At 71.1% G+C, this 18625-nt stretch carries 14 protein-coding genes; 7 read left to right on the top strand and 7 right to left on the bottom strand.

Going from position 1 to position 18625, the window contains the following annotated elements; all coding sequences use genetic code 11:
- Window positions 1–17: 17 nt before the first annotated feature.
- Together LIV37_RS21015 and LIV37_RS21010 are read left to right on the top strand one after the other, a co-directional pair.
- Complete coding sequence (locus LIV37_RS21015) at window positions 18–209, top strand: hypothetical protein (RefSeq protein WP_148717814.1); 192 nt, start codon at window positions 18–20, stop codon at window positions 207–209.
- 33 nt (window positions 210–242) lie between these two features.
- On the top strand, window positions 243–899 hold the full coding sequence (locus tag LIV37_RS21010; protein ID WP_020869131.1) for an O-methyltransferase: 657 nt from the start codon (window positions 243–245) through the stop codon (window positions 897–899).
- 33 nt (window positions 900–932) lie between these two features.
- On the opposite strand, the gene LIV37_RS21005 is transcribed toward LIV37_RS21010, so the two are convergent.
- Entirely contained in the window at window positions 933–2480 is a 1548-nt protein-coding gene (locus LIV37_RS21005) for a CehA/McbA family metallohydrolase (protein WP_121825351.1), read from the bottom strand.
- A gap of 313 nt (window positions 2481–2793) precedes the next feature.
- On the opposite strand from LIV37_RS21005, the gene LIV37_RS21000 reads away from it, so the two are divergent.
- The 3 genes from LIV37_RS21000 to LIV37_RS20990 all read left to right on the top strand — a co-directional run bounded on the left by LIV37_RS21000 (window position 2794) and on the right by LIV37_RS20990 (window position 9802).
- A complete protein-coding gene (locus tag LIV37_RS21000; protein ID WP_020869129.1) occupies window positions 2794–5406 on the top strand; it encodes a bifunctional FO biosynthesis protein CofGH in 2613 nt (870 codons plus the stop codon).
- Window positions 5407–5478: 72 nt separating this feature from the next.
- A complete protein-coding gene (locus tag LIV37_RS20995) occupies window positions 5479–8493 on the top strand; it encodes a tetratricopeptide repeat protein (protein WP_121824675.1) in 3015 nt (1004 codons plus the stop codon).
- Between the two features lie 184 nt (window positions 8494–8677).
- Complete coding sequence (locus LIV37_RS20990) at window positions 8678–9802, top strand: ADP-ribosylglycohydrolase family protein (protein ID WP_020869128.1); 1125 nt, start codon at window positions 8678–8680, stop codon at window positions 9800–9802.
- On the opposite strand, the gene LIV37_RS20985 is transcribed toward LIV37_RS20990, so the two are convergent.
- A complete protein-coding gene (locus LIV37_RS20985) occupies window positions 9787–11199 on the bottom strand; it encodes a glycosyltransferase 87 family protein (RefSeq protein ID WP_020869127.1) in 1413 nt (470 codons plus the stop codon). The genes LIV37_RS20990 and LIV37_RS20985 overlap by 16 nt on opposite strands.
- 246 nt (window positions 11200–11445) lie before the next feature.
- On the opposite strand from LIV37_RS20985, the gene LIV37_RS20980 reads away from it, so the two are divergent.
- A complete protein-coding gene (locus LIV37_RS20980; RefSeq protein ID WP_020869126.1) occupies window positions 11446–12033 on the top strand; it encodes a GNAT family N-acetyltransferase in 588 nt (195 codons plus the stop codon).
- Window positions 12034–12197: 164 nt separating this feature from the next.
- On the opposite strand, the gene LIV37_RS20975 is transcribed toward LIV37_RS20980, so the two are convergent.
- Complete coding sequence (locus tag LIV37_RS20975) at window positions 12198–13772, bottom strand: sodium:solute symporter family protein (RefSeq protein ID WP_020869125.1); 1575 nt, start codon at window positions 13770–13772, stop codon at window positions 12198–12200.
- Between the two features lie 314 nt (window positions 13773–14086).
- Entirely contained in the window at window positions 14087–14869 is a 783-nt protein-coding gene (locus tag LIV37_RS20970; RefSeq protein ID WP_020869124.1) for an SDR family oxidoreductase, read from the bottom strand.
- Window positions 14870–15038: 169 nt separating this feature from the next.
- Between LIV37_RS20970 and LIV37_RS20965 the strand changes: the two genes are divergently transcribed.
- Window positions 15039–15866: a hypothetical protein gene (locus LIV37_RS20965; RefSeq protein ID WP_020869123.1), complete on the top strand. Its 828-nt coding sequence runs from the start codon at window positions 15039–15041 to the stop codon at window positions 15864–15866.
- Window positions 15867–15999: 133 nt separating this feature from the next.
- Here LIV37_RS20965 and LIV37_RS20960 read toward each other — a convergent pair whose 3' ends face one another.
- The 3 genes from LIV37_RS20960 to LIV37_RS20950 form a co-directional block, all read right to left on the bottom strand.
- A complete protein-coding gene (locus LIV37_RS20960) occupies window positions 16000–16209 on the bottom strand; it encodes a DUF397 domain-containing protein (RefSeq protein WP_075200332.1) in 210 nt (69 codons plus the stop codon).
- A 193-nt stretch (window positions 16210–16402) separates the two neighbouring features.
- Window positions 16403–17296: a helix-turn-helix domain-containing protein gene (locus LIV37_RS20955; RefSeq protein WP_121824676.1), complete on the bottom strand. Its 894-nt coding sequence runs from the start codon at window positions 17294–17296 to the stop codon at window positions 16403–16405.
- A gap of 381 nt (window positions 17297–17677) precedes the next feature.
- Entirely contained in the window at window positions 17678–18433 is a 756-nt protein-coding gene (locus LIV37_RS20950; RefSeq protein ID WP_121824677.1) for a GOLPH3/VPS74 family protein, read from the bottom strand.
- Window positions 18434–18625: the final 192 nt, after the last annotated feature.

The raw sequence follows: 18625 nt of genomic DNA, 5'->3' as shown, positions 1-18625 counted from the left end.
GGGGCTTCCTCGCGTGAGTGGCGCATCCGCTCGTCCAGCTCGGGCCGAATGCGCTCAGGGACGACAAGGACGAGGTCCGCGTCATCGGAGAGCGCCTCAACCAGGAGGGCGGCTACCCGCTGATGGTGACGGTGCTCCACCGCGCCGAAGCGGGCCCCGGCGCTCACCTCGCAGCGGTCGGCAAGCCGGGGCAGCCCTGTATCCGCTAGACGAGACGCAACGTAGCGTCTACGCTAGCCCTCATGACACTCACTCACACCCTTGCCGACCCCCGGGTCGAGACCGCCATCAGCCGCATGTTCAAGCTGGCCGAGCGGGACGAGACCGCCCAGAGCCAGCTGCCGCCCGGCGCGCTGGAAATGGCCCCGCAGGCGCTCGCCGACGCCGCGGCCGGGATCTATATGCCGATCTCCGCCGACGGCGGGAAGCTGCTCTACAACCTGGTGCGCGCCATCCGCCCGGCCACGGTGGTCGAGTTCGGGATGTCCTACGGGATCTCCACGCTCCATCTGGCCGCCGCCGTGCGGGACAACGGCACCGGGCGCGTCGTCACCACGGAAATGAGCAAGGAGAAGATCGCCGCGGCCCGCCGCACCTTCACCGAGACCGGTCTTGACGACCTGATCACCGTGTTGGAGGGGGACGCCCGGGAGACCCTCGCCGGTCTCGAGGGTCCCCTGGAGCTGGTCCTGCTCGACGGCTGGAAGGACCTGTGCCTGCCCGTGCTGCGGATGCTCGAACCGCGCCTGCGGCCCGGCGCCCTCGTGGTGGCCGACGACATCGACCAGCTCGAGGGCCCCATGCGGCCGTACCTCGACTACGTACGCGACCCGGCGAACGGCTACCAGAACGTCAGCTTCCCCATCGAGGACGGCATGGAGATCAGCTGCCGCCTCTGACGCCGCCCGCCCCGCCGCGCGGTCGGGGAGCCGTCAGCGCTCGCCCAGCCAGATCGGGTTCGTCATCGCCGCCATCGGGCCCGGTATGCCCGATGTCCCGCCGTCCGCCGGGGCGTGGCGGACCTCGGCGCGGACGTACGCCGCGTAGGACGCCGTCGTGCGCCATTCGGCGGTGAGCTCGCCGGAGGCGGGGACCGGCGTTCCGTAGAGGGGGCCCTGGTCGGTGATGAAACGGACCGAGCAGTCCGGGCCCACGCCGGAGACCTTCAGGCGGACCGTGACCTCCTCCGCTCCGCCGACCTTCAGGCGCTCGCCGATTCCGGCGTGCCTGCCGCGTCCGCCGACCGCCTCGAAGGTGAGGTCGATCTTGGAAGATTCCGCGATCCAGCTGCGGCCGGCCCGGATGCCCTCCTGGATGGCGGTGCGGGAGAGGTCGTCGGCGAGCACCACCGTCTGGGGCAGGCCGACGACCTGGGGCTCGCGGTGGGCGTCGCTGTGGCCGACGGCGGGCAGCCAGCGGCCGTCGCCACGGGAGGCGGCCACCAGCGTGTTGTCCCACTCGGAGATCGTGATCTCGTCGTCGGGGGTGAAGTCCGCGTTCCACACCTCGACCGCGTCGGCCTCGTTGAAGCCGAATTTCCAGTTGCAGCCGACACAGGTGCCGTGCGGATGGGCCGGGATCACCAGGCCGCCGGCCTGCCGGACCTTGCGGGCGAACTGGCCGAAGCGGTTGTCCCGGGCGCGGTAGCGCCAGTCGATGAAGACGCCGGGGTCGGTGCCGAGGGCGACCACATGGCCGTTGCGCGTGGTGATCTCCTCGCCGGTGAGGATCAGCAGGTCATCGCCCCACAGACCCTCGAACGCGGTATGCGCGGACGTGGTGTTGTGCTCGGTGGTGGTGATGAAGTCCAGCCCCGCGGCGCGGGCGGCGGCGACCAGCTCGGCCGGGGTGCGCTTGCCGTCGGAGTGCACGGTGTGCAGATGCGAGTCGCCCCGGTACCAGGCGCGGCCCCGGCCCTTCGCGCGCTGCGGCGGAAAGGCCCCCAGACTCCGTCCGGGAGGTGCCCCCTGCTTCGGCGTGGTGCCGGGCGCGCCGTACCGCATGGTGACGGTGACCTTGTAGTCCAGGCCCTGCGGGGCGACCGTGTACGGCCCCAGCACGACATGCCAGGTGCCCGCCTTGACCGGCCCCGCCAGATAGCCGGGGGTGGCCTCCTCGGCGCTGATGGCGAACTCCGTACGGGCCCCGCCGGACCAGCCGCGGAAGCCGCGGCCGCCCAGCTCCGTGCCGCGCTCGTCGAAGATGCCGATGTCGCAGGCGTTGCCCTGCGTGCCGGCCGGGACTGTCGGCTTGTCGTACGAGTACGACACGGCGATCTCGCGCACTCCGCGCGGTACCTCGACCGGTACGTAGACGAAGTCGGGCGCGCCGGTGGGCAGATGGCCGTTGAGGGTCTTGGTCTGCTCAGGACCGTCGGCCGTGCCCGCCGCGTCGGCCTGGGTGAAGGTCATGGGATCGAGTGTCAGCACACCCGCCGCGCCCGCAAGCGCGGAGAGCCTGAGTACATCGCGTCGCTGCATGAGGTGCCCCCCAGAGTCGAGAGTGCCGTCCGACACCCGCGTGACACCGTTGTACGCGTGGGTGACACGCGCGGAAAGCCCTGTGGATAACTCCATGGCGGAGAGGGAACAGACGGCCCCGCCGCTTCCGCCCGGCGATCAGCGCCCCCGCCAAGTCCGGTCCGGGCGACGGCCGTCGGCGCCCAGTGGGTGTAGTCCGCACGTTCCACCGCGCCGTATTCCCGCCCACGGTCCCCGGCCGCCGTGATCAGACCCACAAAACCGCAGGCCCGGGCCGTCTGGCGGTGTCCCGCACCGCTCGTATGCTCGGAGGATGACCACGAGCGCGCAGGGAAACGAACCGGGTGCCCCGACTGGCTCCGCCGCCCCCACAGCCAACGCGATGCGCCGTGCGCTCAAGCGCGCCCGCGACGGCGTGGCGCTGGACACCGCCGAGGCGGCGGTGCTGCTCCAGGCGCGCGGTGACGACCTGCGGGAGCTGATGGCCTCCGCCGCCCGGGTCCGCGACGCGGGTCTGGAGGCGGCCGGCCGGCCCGGGGTGATCACCTACTCGCGCAGCGTCTTCATCCCGCTCACCCGGCTGTGCCGGGACAAGTGTCACTACTGCACCTTCGCGACCGTCCCCGGCAAGCTGCGCCGCGCGGGTCACGGGATGTTCATGTCGCCCGACGAGGTCCTGGCCATCGCCCGCCGGGGCGCCGAAATGGGCTGCAAGGAAGCGCTGATCACGCTCGGCGACCGCCCCGAGGACCGCTGGCCCGAGGCACGCGAATGGCTGGAGGCCGAGGGGTACGACGACACCATCGCGTACGTACGGGCCATGGCGATCCGCATCCTGGAGGAGACGGGCCTGCTGCCCCACCTCAACCCCGGCGCGATGACCTGGACCGACTTCCAGCGGCTCAAGCCGGTCGCCCCCTCCATGGGCATGATGCTGGAGACCACCGCCGAGCGGCTGTGGAGCGAGCCCGGCGGCCCCCACTACGGCTCGCCGGACAAGGAGCCGGCCGTGCGGCTGCGGGTTCTGGAGGACGCCGGGCGCAGCTCCGTCCCGTTCACCAGCGGGCTGCTGATCGGGATCGGCGAGAACCATGAGGAGCGGGCCGAGTCGCTGTTCGCGCTGCGCCGCGTCTCCCGCTCGTACCACGGCATCCAGGAAGTCATCGTCCAGAACTTCCGCGCCAAGCCGGACACCGCCATGCGCGGGATGCCGGACGCGGAGCTGGACGACCTGGTGGCCACCGTCGCCGTCGCCCGCCACATCCTGGGCCCGTCCGCCTGCATCCAGGCGCCGCCCAACCTGGTGGACGCGGAGTACGAGCAGCTGATCGGGGCCGGTATCGACGACTGGGGCGGCGTCTCCCCGCTCACCCCGGACCACGTCAACCCCGAGCGCCCCTGGCCGCAGGTGGACGAGTTGGCCGAGCGCTCCGCGGCCGCCGGCTTCCGGCTGCGCGAACGGCTCGCGGTCTACCCCGAGTACGTCCAGCGCGGTGAGCCCTGGCTGGACCCCCGGCTGCTGCCGCATGTGACCGCCCTCGCCGACCCCGAGACCGGCCTGGCCCGCGAGGACGCGATCCCCACCGGGCTGCCCTGGCAGGAGCCCGACGAGGCGTTCAGCGCCTCCGGCCGCACCGATCTGCACCGTGCCATCGACACCGAGGGCCGCACCGGTGACCGCCGTGAGGACTTCGACGAGGTCTACGGCGACTGGGAGGCGCTGCGGGAGGCCGCCGCCCCCGGTATGGCACCGTCCCGTATCGACACCGACGTCAAGACCGCGCTGGCCCGGGCCGCCGACGACCCGACCCGGCTGACCGACCCCGAGGCGCTGGCCCTGCTCCACGCCGAGGGCCCGGCGCTGGACGCCCTGTGCCGCATCGCCGACGATCTGCGCCGGGCGACCGTCGGCGACGACGTCACCTACATCGTCACCAGGAACATCAACTTCACCAATGTCTGCTACACCGGCTGCCGCTTCTGCGCCTTCGCCCAGCGCCGCACCGACGCCGACGCCTACACCCTCTCCCTGAACCAGGTCGCCGACCGCGCCCAGCAGGCGTGGGACGTGGGCGCGGTGGAGGTGTGCATGCAGGGCGGCATCCACCCGGATCTGCCCGGCACCGCGTACTTCGACATCGCACGCGCCGTCAAGGAGCGCGTGCCCGGGATGCATGTCCACGCCTTCTCCCCGATGGAGGTCGTCAACGGCGCGACCCGTACGGGCATGTCCATCCGCGAATGGCTGACGGCGGCGCGCGAGGCGGGCCTGGACACCATCCCCGGCACGGCCGCCGAGATCCTGGACGACGAGGTGCGCTGGGTCCTCACCAAGGGCAAGCTGCCGACGGCCACCTGGGTCGAGGTCGTCAAGACGGCGCATGAGCTGGGCATCCGGTCCTCGTCCACGATGATGTACGGCCATGTGGACCAGCCCCGCCACTGGCTGGCCCATCTGCGGCTGCTCGCCGAGATCCAGCAGGAGACGGGCGGCTTCACCGAATTCGTCACCCTCCCCTTCATCCACACCAACGCCCCCGTCTACCTCGCCGGTATCGCCCGCCCCGGCCCCACCACCCGCGACAACCGCGCCGTCACGGCCATGGCGCGGATCCTGCTCCACCCCCACATCCCCAACATCCAGACCAGCTGGGTGAAGCTGGGCACGGAGGGCGCCGCCGAGATGCTCCGCTCCGGTGCCAACGACCTGGGCGGCACCCTTATGGAGGAGACCATCTCCCGTATGGCGGGCTCCTCCTACGGCTCCTACCGCTCCATCCAGGACCTGGTGGGCATCGCCGAGCTGGCCGGCCGCCCGGCTCGCCCCCGCACCACCACCTACGGCCCCGTCCCCGAGGACCGCCGGGCCGCCGCCCTCGCCTCGGACGGCCATCTGCCGGAGCTGCTCCCGGTGCTGGGGGACTGACTGACCCCGCCGCACGGTTCGCGGGCGCGCCGCGTGGATACGCTGCCAGGGGAAGCGGGGGAAGGGGCACCCATGGCAGAGCGGCGTCCGACGATTCGGGAGCTGATCCGGCAGCGGCGCCGGTTCGTGGGGCGGCGGCAGGAGCTGGCCGCGTTCCGGGAGAACTTCACCGTGCCGCCCGAGGACGCCGCGCACCACTTCCTGTTCCATGTGCGCGGCGACGCCGGGGTGGGCAAGACGACGCTGCTGCGGCAGCTCGAGAACACCGCGCGGGAGCACCGGGCGCTCACCGCCTCGGTGGACGAGTCGGTGAACAGCGTCCCCGAGGTGATGGCGGCCATCAGCGCCCAGTTCGCGCAAGCGGGCCATCCGCTGAAGTCCTTCGACAAGCTGCTGGCGACCTACCGGCAGCGGCGCCACGAGGCCGATGCGGCGGCGCAGCAGCCCGCGCCGCAGCCTTCGGAGGGGGCGGCGGGGGAGCCCCGGCCGTCCGCGTCGAGCGCGTTCGTCGCCCGGGCGGGGCTGATCGGGCTCGGCATGGTGCCGGGCGTCGGGGCGCTCGCCGGGGCGGCGGAGCCGGACCGGGTCGCCCAGGCCGCCGACCGGGCGCGGGCCAAGCTCAGTGCCCGCCTCCGCAGCCATGACGACGTGGACCTGGTGATGTCCCCTCTGGACGCCCTCACCCCCGCGTTCCTGAAGGACGTGGGCGAGGTGGCCGCGTCCGTGCCCTGGATGGTGTGGTTCTTCGACACCTATGAGCGCACTGGTCCGCTGCTCGACCTGTGGCTGCGCGATGTGATGTTCGAGGGCCGCTACGGCTCGCTCCCGGCCAACGCGGTGGTGACGCTGGCCGGACAGGGCATGCTCGCCCCGCGCTGCTGGGCCGACTACGCCGACCTCGTCGCCGACCTCCCCCTGGTGCCCTTCACGGAGGCGGAGGCCCGGCAGCTCCTGACGTCCAAGGGCGTGGACGACGAGCAGGTGATCGAGGTCGTCCTCCGGCTCACCGGAGGGCTGCCGGTACTGGTGTCCATGCTGGCCGAGGCGCGGCCCACCACCCCCGAGGCCGTCGGCGACCCCTCCGGCACCGCCGTGGAGCGCTTCCTGAAGTGGGTGAGCGACGAGACCCACCGCTCGGCCGCCCTGGCCGCGGCCCTGCCCCGGCGCCTGGACGAGGACGTGTTCGCGGCCGCGGTGGATGAGGAGGCGGCCGACCTCTACGGCTGGCTCCGCTCGCTCCCGTTCGTGGCCGACGGCTCCGGCCGCTGCGGCTACCACCAGGTCGTCCGCACCGCCATGCTGCGGCTCCAGCGCAACCAGTCCCCGCAGGCGTGGAGCGCCCGTCACCTCCGGCTGGCCGAGGCGTTCGCGCGATGGCAGCGGCAGATCGAGGAGACGCTGGAGGGCGACGAGAAGTGGGAGCACGAGCGGTGGCTGGACTATCGGCTCGAGGAGGCTTACCACCGGCTGTGCGCGACTCCGGAGGAGGCCCTGCGCGAGGAGCTGCGCGCGTATGTGTGCGCGTATATCGACTACGCGTCGGTGTCGTGGGAGCACCGCTGGAGGCAGATGCTCGTGGAGGCGGGCCGGGATTCCGGCAGCGGGTCCGTGGCCGCCTGGGGCGACCGGCTTCTCGCGGAGTCCACGAGGGGCGACCTGGTCGACAACGCGACGCGGCTGCTGGACGAGGTCGGGTCGGACCAGCGGGCCGTGTCCATGGCGCTCGGGCTCCGCGGCATGGTCCGCGCGGACATGAACGAGCTGGAAGGGGCGCTGGCGGACGCGGAGCGAGCGCTGGAGCTGGACGCCGACTGTGTGCGTGCTCTTGCCGCCCGGGGGAGCGTGCACCTCGACAGGGAGCTCTACGAGCAGGCGCTGGAGAGCTTCGACCGCGCCGTGGCACTGGATCCCGACTTTCCCTGGCCGCTCGCCCGGCGCGGCGAGACGTATCGCCTTCTCGGACGGTACGAGGAAAGCCTGGCGGACCTCAATCGCTCCTTCGACCTGCACGAGAGCGCATGGACGGTGGGGACCCGCGCTCAGGTCCACCACGCCATGGAGGACTACGAGAAAGCGCTGGCGGATTTCGCGCGGGCGGTGGAGATCACTCCCGAATGGTCCTGGATCTACGCGGAGCGGGCCGGGACCTACCGCTTTCTGGGGCGGGACGAGGAGGCGCTCGCGGACTGTGAACGGGCCCTCGAACTCGGTGCCGACTACGCCGCGTTCGGGCACGTCCACGCCCTCCGCAACCTGGCGCGTTACGAGGAGGCGATCGACGCGGCCGACCAGTGCCTGGCGGCCCGGCCCGAGGACCAGGCCGTGCTCGCCGAGCGCGGTGAGGCACACCGGATGACGGACCGCTTCCAGGAGGCGCTGGCGGACTTCGGGCGGGCCATCGAGATCGAGCCGTCGTATGTCTTCGCGCTGGTCCGCCGGGGGCAGACGTATGAGCACATCGGTCTGCTCGGCGAAGCCCTGGCGGATTTCGACACCGCCGCCTCCGCCTCTCCCGACGACGCGTGGGTGCTGGCGAACCGGGGTGCCCTGCGGCTGCGCCTGGGCGACGACGGGGCCGCCCTCGCCGATCTGGACCGGTCGCTCGAGATCGGCCCCGACGGCCTGCTCGCGCTGGAGTCCAGGGCCAGGTGCCACCGCCTGGCGGGCCGGTACGCCGAGGCCGCCACGGACATCGAACGGGCGGCGGCCCTGGACGGCCAGGACCTCGACATCGCCTTCGAGCACGCGATGCTGGTGAGCCACGCGGCCGGTCTCGTCGAGGCGCGTGGGCCGTGGGCCGCTTTCGAAGCGCTCCTGGAGGAGCACGACAGCCACTGGGACGCAGCGGCCCGGGCGGCCGCTCCGATCATCAGCAGGGCCGCCCTCGGGGACGGGGCCGGGGCGGAGCGTCTCGTGGCGGAGCTGCCCGCCGCCCGGCCGTACTGGCAGATCGTCGACGTCGCCCTGCGCGCACTGGACGAGCTCGCCCGGATACCCGGGGCCGACCCCACCCCGCTCGCTGCCCTCCGCGCGCCGCTCGCCGAGCTCCTGGCGAGTCTGGAGCCCGGCCGGACGGCGCTCGGATAAGGGCTTTCGGCGCGCGGCCGACATTCGGTGAGGGAATTCGCATTCTCGGAATGCGACCGTCCGTCGTCTTCTCCGTGATGACGCCTTCACAATCCGCGGCGGCCAAGAGGCGATCATTAGGTGTCCATTACAGTTCGAAGACAGTTCAGGGCCATTCACGCAGCGAAGAAAAGAGGCATAGGTCGTGACCGCAACCGCCAGCGCAGCGACCGGCGTATGGGGCCGCGCCGAACAGCAGGACTTCCGCAGCCGGGTGCGCGGCTGTCTGCTCGGCGGGGCCATCGGGGACGCGCTGGGGGCGGCCGTGGAGTTCGCCTCCCTGGACGAGATCAGGGCGGCACACGGACCCGAGGGCGTGACGGACTTCCTGCCCGCCTATGGCGGCCGCGGACGGGTCACCGACGACACCCAGATGACGCTGTTCACCGTGGATGGACTGATACGGGCGCAGGTGCGCCGCGACACCGGGGCCTGGCACCCGCCCACCGACATCCACTCCGCCCACCGCCGCTGGTACTCCACCCAGCGCGACTGGGGCCCCGATGAGCGCCGTAAGGACGCCGGCTGGCTGGCCCGCGAGGAGTGGCTGTACGCCCAGCGGTCCCCGGGCCGGGCCTGTATCACCGGGCTCGCCGACGAGACCATGGGCACCCTGGAGCGGCCCAAGAACCCCGACTCCAAGGGATGCGGCGCCGTGATGCGCTCCGCGCCCTTCGGACTGCTGGTGGGCTGGGAGCCGCAGCTGGTCTTCCAACTGGCCATCGAGTGCGCCGCCCAGACCCACGGCCACCCCACCGGCTACCTCTCGGCCGGTGCCTTCGCCCTCATCGTGCACGGCCTGGCGCGCGGCGAGGCGCTGGACGGAGCCGTCCAGCGCGCCCTCGCCCATCTGGCCACCCGCCCCGGCCACGACGAGACCACGAACGCGCTGCGGCACGCCCTCGGCGCCGTACGGCAGGGCCTGCCGACCCCCGACCGCGTCGCCTCGCTCGGCGAGGGCTGGACCGGTGAGGAGGCGCTGGCGATGGGCCTGTACTGCGCACTGGTCGCCGAGGACGTCCGTCATGGGCTGCTGCTCGCGGTCAACCACGGCGGGGACAGCGACTCCACGGCGGCCGTCTGCGGCAATCTGCTGGGCGCGCTGCACGGTGAGACGGCGCTGCCGCCCGCCTGGCTGGCGGAAGTCGAGGGGCGCGGCACGATCCTGGAACTGGCCGACGACTTCGCCATGGAGATGACCCAGGGCCCGGCCCTGCACGGCCCCGGCAGCTCCTCCCCGGCCTGGCTCACCCGCTACCCGCGCGCGTAGGTCCGCTCCGGCCGCCGCCGCGCCGCGTCCGTCCGCTGCCGTCCCAGGGTCCCGATGCCCTCCCAGGGACGCCATGGACGCCTTACGGCGCGCACGGTCAGATACCCGGCCACGCCCAGGAAGGCGACGCCGAGCAGCGGATAGACGGCGGTGAGCAGCATCTGGGCGGGGTTCTGGTGGAGCTCCACCCGGGCCGGCCGACTGTGGGGCGCGTACCAGACCATGAAGGAGCAGAACAGCAGCCCGGTCACCACCGTCCAGGCCGTCCAGGCCGCCGTGCGCCGCCGCACCGCCTCCACCGCGAGCAGCGGGACCATCGGGACGGCCCACACCCAGTGGTGCGACCAGGAGACCGGGCTGACCATGAGGGCGGTCACCGCGCAGGTCAGGGCGGCCCAGGCGCGGGCGTTCGGCAGGTGGCCGTCGTCGGTCAGCTGGGCGGCCACCGCCGTGGCCAGGCCCACCAAGCCGACCAGCGCGGCCGCCGCGAGCCACCACATACCCGGGTCGGGGGTGTGCAGCACACGGGCGAGGGCGCCCTTGAGATTCTGGTTGCCCGCGCCCTCGACATCGCCGGGGCGGTCGGTCGCGAAGACGACCTCGGTCCAGAAGCGCCGGGAGTCATGCGGCAGCGCCAGGGCCGAGAACGCGACCGTAAGGACGAAGGCGGCGGTCGCGACGGCCGCGCGCCGCAGATGGTCGTTCGGGAGACGCCGTGGCGGCGGACCGCCTCCGGGCCCGGCGCGCCCTCGGGCCGCCCGCAGCCGCCGGAGGCCGAGGAGGAGCCCGGCGAGCCCCAGGAAGACCACGAAGAGCCCCGGGGTGAGCTTGATCCCGGTGGCGATGCCCGTCCCGACCCCCGCCCAGCGGTGGCCGGCCCGGCGGGTCAGATCCCATAGCACCAGCGCCGTGACCAGCAGATTGATCTGCCCGTAGCGCAGGGTCGTCCACACCGGCTCGCACCACACCCCGACGGCGGCCAGGGCCAGGACGGCGGCCGGTCGCGGCACCCGCGCGGGCAGTCCGACCAGCCGCAGCGACAGATGGGCCACGGCGACCATCAGGACGAGATTGACGGCCGTCCCGAAGGTCCGCAGGACGCCTGTGCTCAGCACGGTCAGCGGGGTGAAGAGCAGGGCCGCGAACGGTGGATAGGTATTGGGGAGATTGTGCTCAGTCGCCCGCATGTCGTACAGATCCATCGCATCGCGTACGGTCCATCCCTCGGCGCGATAGACCAGCAGATCGACCATCGACACCTGGGCGGCACGCTGCGCGATCCAGAACCCGGTGAAGGAGAGCAGGCAGAAGACCGCCGCGCACAGGACCGGTCGGCGCAGTACGAGGGCGCGGACCCGGTGGATCCGGGAGTCGGTGATCGTCTGGGTGGCGGTCACGGGGGCTCCAGGGGTCCCTGAGGACGGCGGCTCGGTGGGGGCGGGGCGAGTCGGGTCCGGGTGGTGCGGTCGGTGCGGTTGGTGCGTTCGGTGGCGGGCGGGCTCGGACGGCCGACCATAGTACGTTCCGGATGCGAACCGCAGGTGAGCAAAAGGTTGCCTGGACAGGAGGGATCTCCTCATCGCCACCCCATCCCCGCGTTCCGCTTCCGCCCCGCCGGGAACTGTCGGCCGTAAGGTGGCCCGGTGCCTGCCTCCACCGCCGTCATACGTGATGCCACCCACGCCGACCTGGACGCCATCGCCGCGATCTTCGGTCACTACGTCATGGAGACCGTCGTCACCTTCGAGGAGACCCCACCCACCGTCGAGGACTGGGCGCGGCGGCTCGCGGAGCTGGCCGACCGGGGGCTGCCGTTCCTGGTCGCCGAGGTCGACGACGGCCGTAAGGCCCCCGGAGTGCCGGTGCAGGGCGGCCTTACGGCCCCCGGGAATGACGGCCTCACGGTCGCCGGATACGCCTACGCCGGGCCCTGGCGGCCCAAGCCCGCCTACCGCCACACCGCCGAGGACGCCATCTACCTCGCCCCCGGGCGGACCGGCGGGGGGCTCGGGGCCGCGCTGCTCGACGCCCTGCTCACCCGCTGTGCCGAGGCGGGCGTACGGCAGGTCGTCGCGGTCATCGCCGACTCCGGCAGCGATGCCTCGGCCGCCCTGCACCGGCGCTTCGGCTTCCGCCCGGCGGGCCTGCTGGCCGGGGTCGGCCACAAGCACGGACGCTGGATCGACACCCGCCTCATGCAGTGCGACCTGACGGCCCGCGCGCATCAATAGACCGTGCGCCCCGATGGAGGGTGCGCCCCAATAGACGGCGCGCCCCAATAGACGGTGCGCACCGATGTACGGCGCGCACCGACGAACAGACAGAACCGGGCCGCCGGTCACCCCGCACAGGGTGGTGACCGGCGGCCCGGGTCATGGCCGCCGCGCGGAAGGCGTCAGTCAGTGGCGCCCGCGACCGACTTGCGGCCGTCGGTGTCGCCCTGTTCCGGCACCGACAGCGCGGCACTCGCAGAACCCGGCCCGTCGTCATCCGAGTTGAGCGAGGCGAGGATGGCATCGCGCTCCGGGGTGTCCTCCGGCTTGAGGTAGCCGATGACGATGAAGAGCACGAGCGAGACCGCGAGCGGGACGGAGATCTGGTACTCCAGGTTCACGCCTCCGTCGATCGCGTCGTTGATCGGGTAATTGACCAGGTAGAAGGCGATCAGACCCATGGCCCAGCTGGTCAGCGCCGCCGTCGGACCCGACTTGCGGAAGGTGTGCAGCATGCCGAGCATCAACGGGATCGCGATCGGGCCCATGAGCCCGGCGACCCACTTGATCACGACGGTGATGATGTCCCCGAAGAAGTCCGAGTTGACCTGGGTGGCGATGGCCATCGACAGGGCGAGGAAGAGCAGCGTGGTGTAGCGGGCCGCGAGCAGCCCGGTGCGGGAGGACCATTCCCGTACGGACTTGAAGATGGCGGGCATGATGTCCCGGGTCACCACGGCCGCGATCGCGTTGGCGTCCGAGGAGCACATCGCCATGGTGTGCGAGAAGAAGCCGACGATCACCAGGCCCAGCAGACCGTGCGGCAGCAGGTGTTCGGCCATCTCGGCGTACGAGTCGGCGGGCTTGTCCGTCTTGATGATCAGCGGCGCGACCCACATGGGGAAGAACAGCACCAGCGGCCAGACGAACCACAGGATGGCCGACAGCCGGGCCGAGCGCTTGGCGGAGTGGGCGCTGTCGGTCGCCATATAGCGCTGCGCCTGGTTCCACATGCCGCCGTTGTACTCGAAGGTCTTGATGAAGAGGTACGCGAGCAGGAAGACCAGGGTGTACGGGCCGACGGTCGGCTGGTGGTGGGTGTCGGGGAGGTCGTCCCAGACGGTCCAGAAGGTGCTGAAGCCGTCCAGCTCGTGGAGTACGGCGATCAGCATCGAGATGCCCGCCACGAACTGGATGATGAACTGGCCGAGTTCGGTGAGCGCGTCGGCCCACAGCCCGCCGACGGTGCAGTAGACGGCGGTGACCGCGCCCGTGATCAGGATGCCCTGGTTGAGCGAGACACCGGTGAAGATGGAGAGCAGGGTGGCGATGGCCGCCCACTTGGCACCCACGTCCACGATCTTCAACAGCACCCCGGACCAGGCCAGCGCCTGCTGTGTGGGCAGGTTGTAGCGGTTCTTCAGATATTCGAGCGGCGAGGCCACCCTGAGTTTGCTGCGCACCCGGTTCAGGCGCGGCGCGAAGAGGTTGGCGCCGATCGCGATGCCGATGGCGATGGGGAAGGACCAGGTGACATAGGAGGTGATGCCGTATTGGTAGGCGATGGCCGCGTATCCCGTGAACATCACGGCGCTGTAGCCGGACATGTGGTGCGAGATCCCGGACAGCCACCAGGGCATCTTGCCGCCCGCGGTGAAGAAGTCGCTGACGTTGTCCACACGCTTGTGGGACCAGAGGCCGATGCCGACCATGACACCGAAGTAGCCGATCAGTACAACCCAGTCGAGACTGTTCATGTCCCCTCCCAGGGGTCCGCCATATGAACGGGAGCGCACTTCGCCGCGACGTTCGTCATGGGCGGTTCCCCCGAGCGGGAGCGGGGTACTTCCGGGATTGAACCGCTCGCTCGGGTGACCGGTCAAGGGTTCTATAGGTCACGAATGTGAACGCAGATCAGAAAGAAGAACGAATTTACGCTTTCTTGACCTGACGGGGCGTTGTCGTTCGCATGTCTGTGCGCCCACGATGGGCGGGCACTTCGTCAGACGCACGCCCACCGATCGCCGGGTCGCACGGGAGCGGGATCCCGAAAGGCCGGACAGGAGTCGCGCTAACGCATCAGTTCACCGGCGTTCACCAGCAGCGACTGTCCGGTGATCGCCCGGGCCCGGTCGGAGGCCAGGAACGCCGCGGCCTCCGCCACATCGCCGTCCGTCGCCAGCTCGGGCAGGGCCATCCGGTCGGTGAGCCGGCCCAGCACCTCGGCCTCGCCCACGCCCTCGGTCTGCGCGGTGAAGGTCACGTACGCCTGCACCGGCGGCCCCCACATCCAGCCGGGCTGCACGGTGTTGACCCGTATCCGGTGCGGACCCAGCTCACGCGCGAGCGCGTACATGGCGGAGGTCAGCGCGCCCTTGGAGGCGGCGTAGGCGGTCTGGCGCAGCTCGGTGGGGGCGGCGGACGACGACTGGGTGCCGATCAGCACGACCGAGCCGCCGTTCCGCTTCAGCGCGGGCAGACAGGCGCGGGTCATCCGGAGCGTCCCCAGCAGATTGATGTCCACCACCCGGGCCCAGGAGGCGAAGTCGGCGTCCTCCAGCCCGCCGAAGTGGCTGTCCAGCGCGGCCACATGGACGACGGCGTCGATCCGGCCGAAGCGGTCGAGGGCGAGCGCGGCCAGCGCCTCGCACTGCGCCTCGTCCGCGATGTCGGTGGGCCGCCAGGCGGTGCGCTCACCGCCCGGATCGACCTCCTCCGCCACCTTCGGCAGCCGCTCCTCGGTCCGCGCCCCCAGCACCACCCGGGCCCCGTCCCGGACACACGCGGCCACCACCCGGGCTCCCAGCCCGGGTCCGACCCCGGAGACGACGACGGTCTTGCCCTGCAGCGGCATGGCGGTCCCTCCCGTATCTGGCGTCCCCGTATCTGGCGTCGCGTCAGGTTAGGGGCGCGGCCGTGAGATGGCCAGAGCGCCGTCGGCCCCGTTTCGCCGTCCGATTCCGCGCACTTGATTCGTACGCACCCCTCCCCAACTGACGTCACGTCAGCTACACCTGAGGGACATGACGAGCGACGCGTACGCGGAACTGGCCTCCGTCGGCCCGTACGGGGTGCGTCCGGGCCACGCCCTGATCACCCTGGTCGAGCCGCACCCGGGCCATGAGTACGCCTACAACCGCTGGTACGAGGACGACCACTTCATCGCGGGCGCGATGGCCATGCCCTGGATGTACGCGGGCCGCCGCTGGGTCGCCACCCGTGAGCTGCAACTGCTGCGCTACCCCGGGAAATCGGCGATCGCCCAGCCGGTGACCGCCGGCTGCTACCTCTCCGTCTACTGGCTCACCGAGGGGCGCTACGCGGACCACATGCGGTGGACGGTCGGCATCAACAAGCGGCTCCTGCGGGACGGGCGGGTCTACCAGGACCGTACGCACGTCTTCACGGCCTTCCAGGACCACGAGGCCACCGTCTACCGGGACGGGGCGGCCGGACCGCGCGACCACCACGCGCTGGACCACCCCTACGCCGGGCTGGCGCTGGAGGTGATCGAGAGCGAGGGCCCCGAGCAGCGGGAGGAACTGCTCGCATGGCTCCGATCCAGACATCTGCCGCGCCGGCTCGCGGGCTCGCCCGCCGCGATGGTGACGGTCTTCCGGCCGACCCCGCTGCCCTCGGACCGGATGTCGTATGTGAAGCAGGTCGAGGGGGTCGACACCCGGCTGACCCTGCTCTGGTTCCTGGAGTCCGATCCCCGGGAATGCTGGGAGCCCTGTTTCACCGGTCTGGACGGTGAAGTGGCCGCTGCCGGTCTCGGCCGGGTGGAATTCATGGCGCCGTTCATTCCGACGATTCCCGGTACGGACCAATACGTGGCGGAACTCCGCTGAAGCGGCGGTGCGGGAAAGCGCCGGAAACGGCAAGAGCCCTCTCGGCAGGGACGGCGACCGGTCGAGAGGGCTCGGATGCGGGCTTGGCGCTCCGCGCCGCCGACCGCGCTGGCGCGGCCGGATGTTGCGGAGATCAGCCGAGGTCGAAGGCGCCTCGGCTGACGTCGGACACAAAGGCCGACCACGATGCGGGGGCGAAGCTGAGTGTCGGTCCCTGCGGGTCCTTGGAGTCGCGCACGGCGATCTCGCTGATGACCGGGGAGGAGATTTCCACGCAAGCGCCGTTTCCGGCCGAGTACGAGGATTTCACCCACATGCTCGTCTTTCCCTGCTGAATGGACACGATTGCTCCGATGCATTGTGAAGATGAGACGCACCCTCGATTGGGGGCGTCACCGACGTTACTCGGCAACATCGTCTGGAAAGCGGGCCATTCACTCGACCGGGTGGCATATTCCCGCGGCCCCTTCCGGGGCGAGGCGCGGAGGTGTAACCTCCGCCCTTCGCCGTTCGCGCCGGAGCGTTTCCGTCCCCCCTCAGTCCGCCGGAGCCGCCTCGCTCTCCTCCTGGTGCCTGCGGGCGTGCTCCTGGGCCATCTCGGTGATGAACTGGCGGCTCTGGTCCGCGTTCAGCGCCTGGGCTCGCAGATGCTCGTACATCATGCTGTAGCTCTGCACATCGCTGAGCTTCTCCAGATACAGGTCGCTGGTGACGCCCTCGAGATAGACGACGCTGGTGTCCGACTCGTCCGAGAACTCCAGGATGGTGAACTGACCGCTCATCCCCGGATGCGACCCCATGTCGAAGGGCAGCGCCTGCACCGTCACATGGGGCTCGTGGCTCATCCGAACCAGATAGTCCAGCTGATCGCTCATGATCTTGGAATTGCCGACCACCCGCCGCATCGCCGCCTCGTCCACGACCGCCCACAGCCGCAGCGGGGCCAGCGGGTCGGTGATCCGCTCCTGGCGCCTGAGCCGGACCTGCACCCGCTGGGCGATCTGGTCCTGAGGAGCCTCCGGCAGGGCGCCGCTGATCACCGCCTCCGCGTACTCCGGGGTCTGCAAGAGGCCGGGCATCACCTGGGGTTCGTAGACCCGCAGCGACGCCGCGTCCGTCTCGAAGCCGATGTAGACGCTGTACGGCACGTCGCCGAACGCGTTCCACCAGCCCTGCTGGCGCGACTCCTTCGCCATTTGCATCAGGGAATCGACCAGCGCCTTGTCCTCCACCTTGTAGGTGCGGCACAGGTCGCGCACATCGCGCTGGCTGATGCTGCGGCGCCCGTTCTCCAGTCGGCTGATCTTCGACTGGGAGACCATCAGCTCCTCCGCCACCTCCTCCGCCGTCATGCCCTTCTCCTGGCGGAGCCTGCGCAGTTCCTGGCCCAACCGGCGTCGCCGGACAGTGGGGCCGACGTTCGATGTCACGGGACGTGCACCTCCGGCTTCGTACTGCTGATTTATGCTGCTCAGCAGCCTGCCACTACCGGACGGGGCCGCGCTGGGAAATGGCCGCACAAGGGCGGCCGCACAACGGTGGGCGAACGCGCGCGCGGGGCGGTGGGACGGCCGGTCGTCCAAATCGGCCGTCCCACCACCCCGCGCGCTTCAGCGGCTCCCGAACCGGGTCAGTGGGGACTGCGGCGCGGTCGGTGGAGCGTCAGTGGTACTCGGTGCTGCTCGGAGCCGGACGGTGGCGCTCCGCCCCGGACGGTGCCGGGAGCGGTGTCCGCCGCCCCGCTGACGGGCTGCTGGTGCGTTCGACGGGCTGGGTGGTGCGTACTGGTGCGATGGTGCCCCGAAGGGGCCTCAGCGCGCTCCGACGCGGGCCATGCTCCCGCGACGGGACGGCTGGGCCGGAACGCCGGCCGCGGGCTCCGCCGCGGCGCGCGTGCCCGGCTGTCGGCCCGGTCCCGCGGCCGGTGCGCGCCGTGGCTGCGCCGCGACACCGTTCTGCACGTCCATCACGGCGTGCGCCACGAGACCGCCCATCGGGTCGTGCCGGATCAGATCCCGGAGCCTGGAGCGCGAGGAACGCCCCTCGTTCCCGGGATACAGGTGCTTGCCGAGTCCGACCGCGTGGGCCAGCGCGGCGAGCGCGGCGGTCCGCGGGTCCGGCGGTACGCCGGTGCGGATCGCGCTGTCCAGCCGGGCCCTGATCTCCCGGCTGATCGCCGTGTCCGTCGCCTGGTAGCGCGTCGTCGGCAGTACGCCACACATCTGGCCCGCGACGGCATGCACCATGCCGCAGCGCTCCAGGTGCGTGAGGTACGTCTGGCGCAGCCCCAGTCGGGGCCCGCCGATCCAGTGGACCGCGCGCACCGGGCTGCCGCGTCGGCGCAGCAGCTCCAGCGCGGAGTCCAGAGTCGGATCTCCGGTCGGCCGTGGCAGCACCACGGCGATACGATCCCCGTCAGGGGCTATCCGTCCGGCCAGGGCCAGCTCTACTAGCTGTGCCCCGGCAAGACCGAGGTCAAGCGACTGCGGCTGCGCCGTGGTACCCGTGGTCGGGTCCAAAGCGAGCAGCAGAAGCTCCTCCGGAATTGTTCTGCGGCTCCTGCCCATCCATGCCTCCCCGCGTGGATGAATGACAGGGTGACCCCTCTCACATTGGTCTGTCGAGAGTGCCTGGGGGGTTTGGGTGGGAACCAGTAGGTATGTCGTTCTCGTCTAGCAGGTGGGCGGGCACCTGAAGACGCTCTCCGGCTGTGGCGATGCGCGATCGCGTGCCGGACACACAGGACACTGGTAGAGGTT

Origin of the sequence: Streptomyces rapamycinicus NRRL 5491 (assembly GCF_024298965.1) — a bacterium.
GTDB classification, from domain to species: domain Bacteria; phylum Actinomycetota; class Actinomycetes; order Streptomycetales; family Streptomycetaceae; genus Streptomyces; species Streptomyces rapamycinicus.
This window is presented reverse-complemented; position numbering and strand designations above follow the sequence as displayed.

What these genes read in the sequence shown, in the direction of transcription:
- LIV37_RS21005 (WP_121825351.1), bottom strand. Translation starts at nt 2,480, where the DNA reads ATGCAGCGACGCGATGTACTCAGGCTCTCCGCGCTTGCGGGCGCGGCG.
- LIV37_RS21010 (WP_020869131.1), top strand. Translation starts at nt 243, where the DNA reads ATGACACTCACTCACACCCTTGCCGACCCCCGGGTCGAGACCGCCATC.
- LIV37_RS20965 (WP_020869123.1), top strand. Translation starts at nt 15,039, where the DNA reads ATGACGAGCGACGCGTACGCGGAACTGGCCTCCGTCGGCCCGTACGGG.
- LIV37_RS20950 (WP_121824677.1), bottom strand. Translation starts at nt 18,433, where the DNA reads ATGGGCAGGAGCCGCAGAACAATTCCGGAGGAGCTTCTGCTGCTCGCT.
- LIV37_RS20970 (WP_020869124.1), bottom strand. Translation starts at nt 14,869, where the DNA reads ATGCCGCTGCAGGGCAAGACCGTCGTCGTCTCCGGGGTCGGACCCGGG.
- LIV37_RS20995 (WP_121824675.1), top strand. Translation starts at nt 5,479, where the DNA reads ATGGCAGAGCGGCGTCCGACGATTCGGGAGCTGATCCGGCAGCGGCGC.
- LIV37_RS21000 (WP_020869129.1), top strand. Translation starts at nt 2,794, where the DNA reads ATGACCACGAGCGCGCAGGGAAACGAACCGGGTGCCCCGACTGGCTCC.
- LIV37_RS20975 (WP_020869125.1), bottom strand. Translation starts at nt 13,772, where the DNA reads ATGAACAGTCTCGACTGGGTTGTACTGATCGGCTACTTCGGTGTCATG.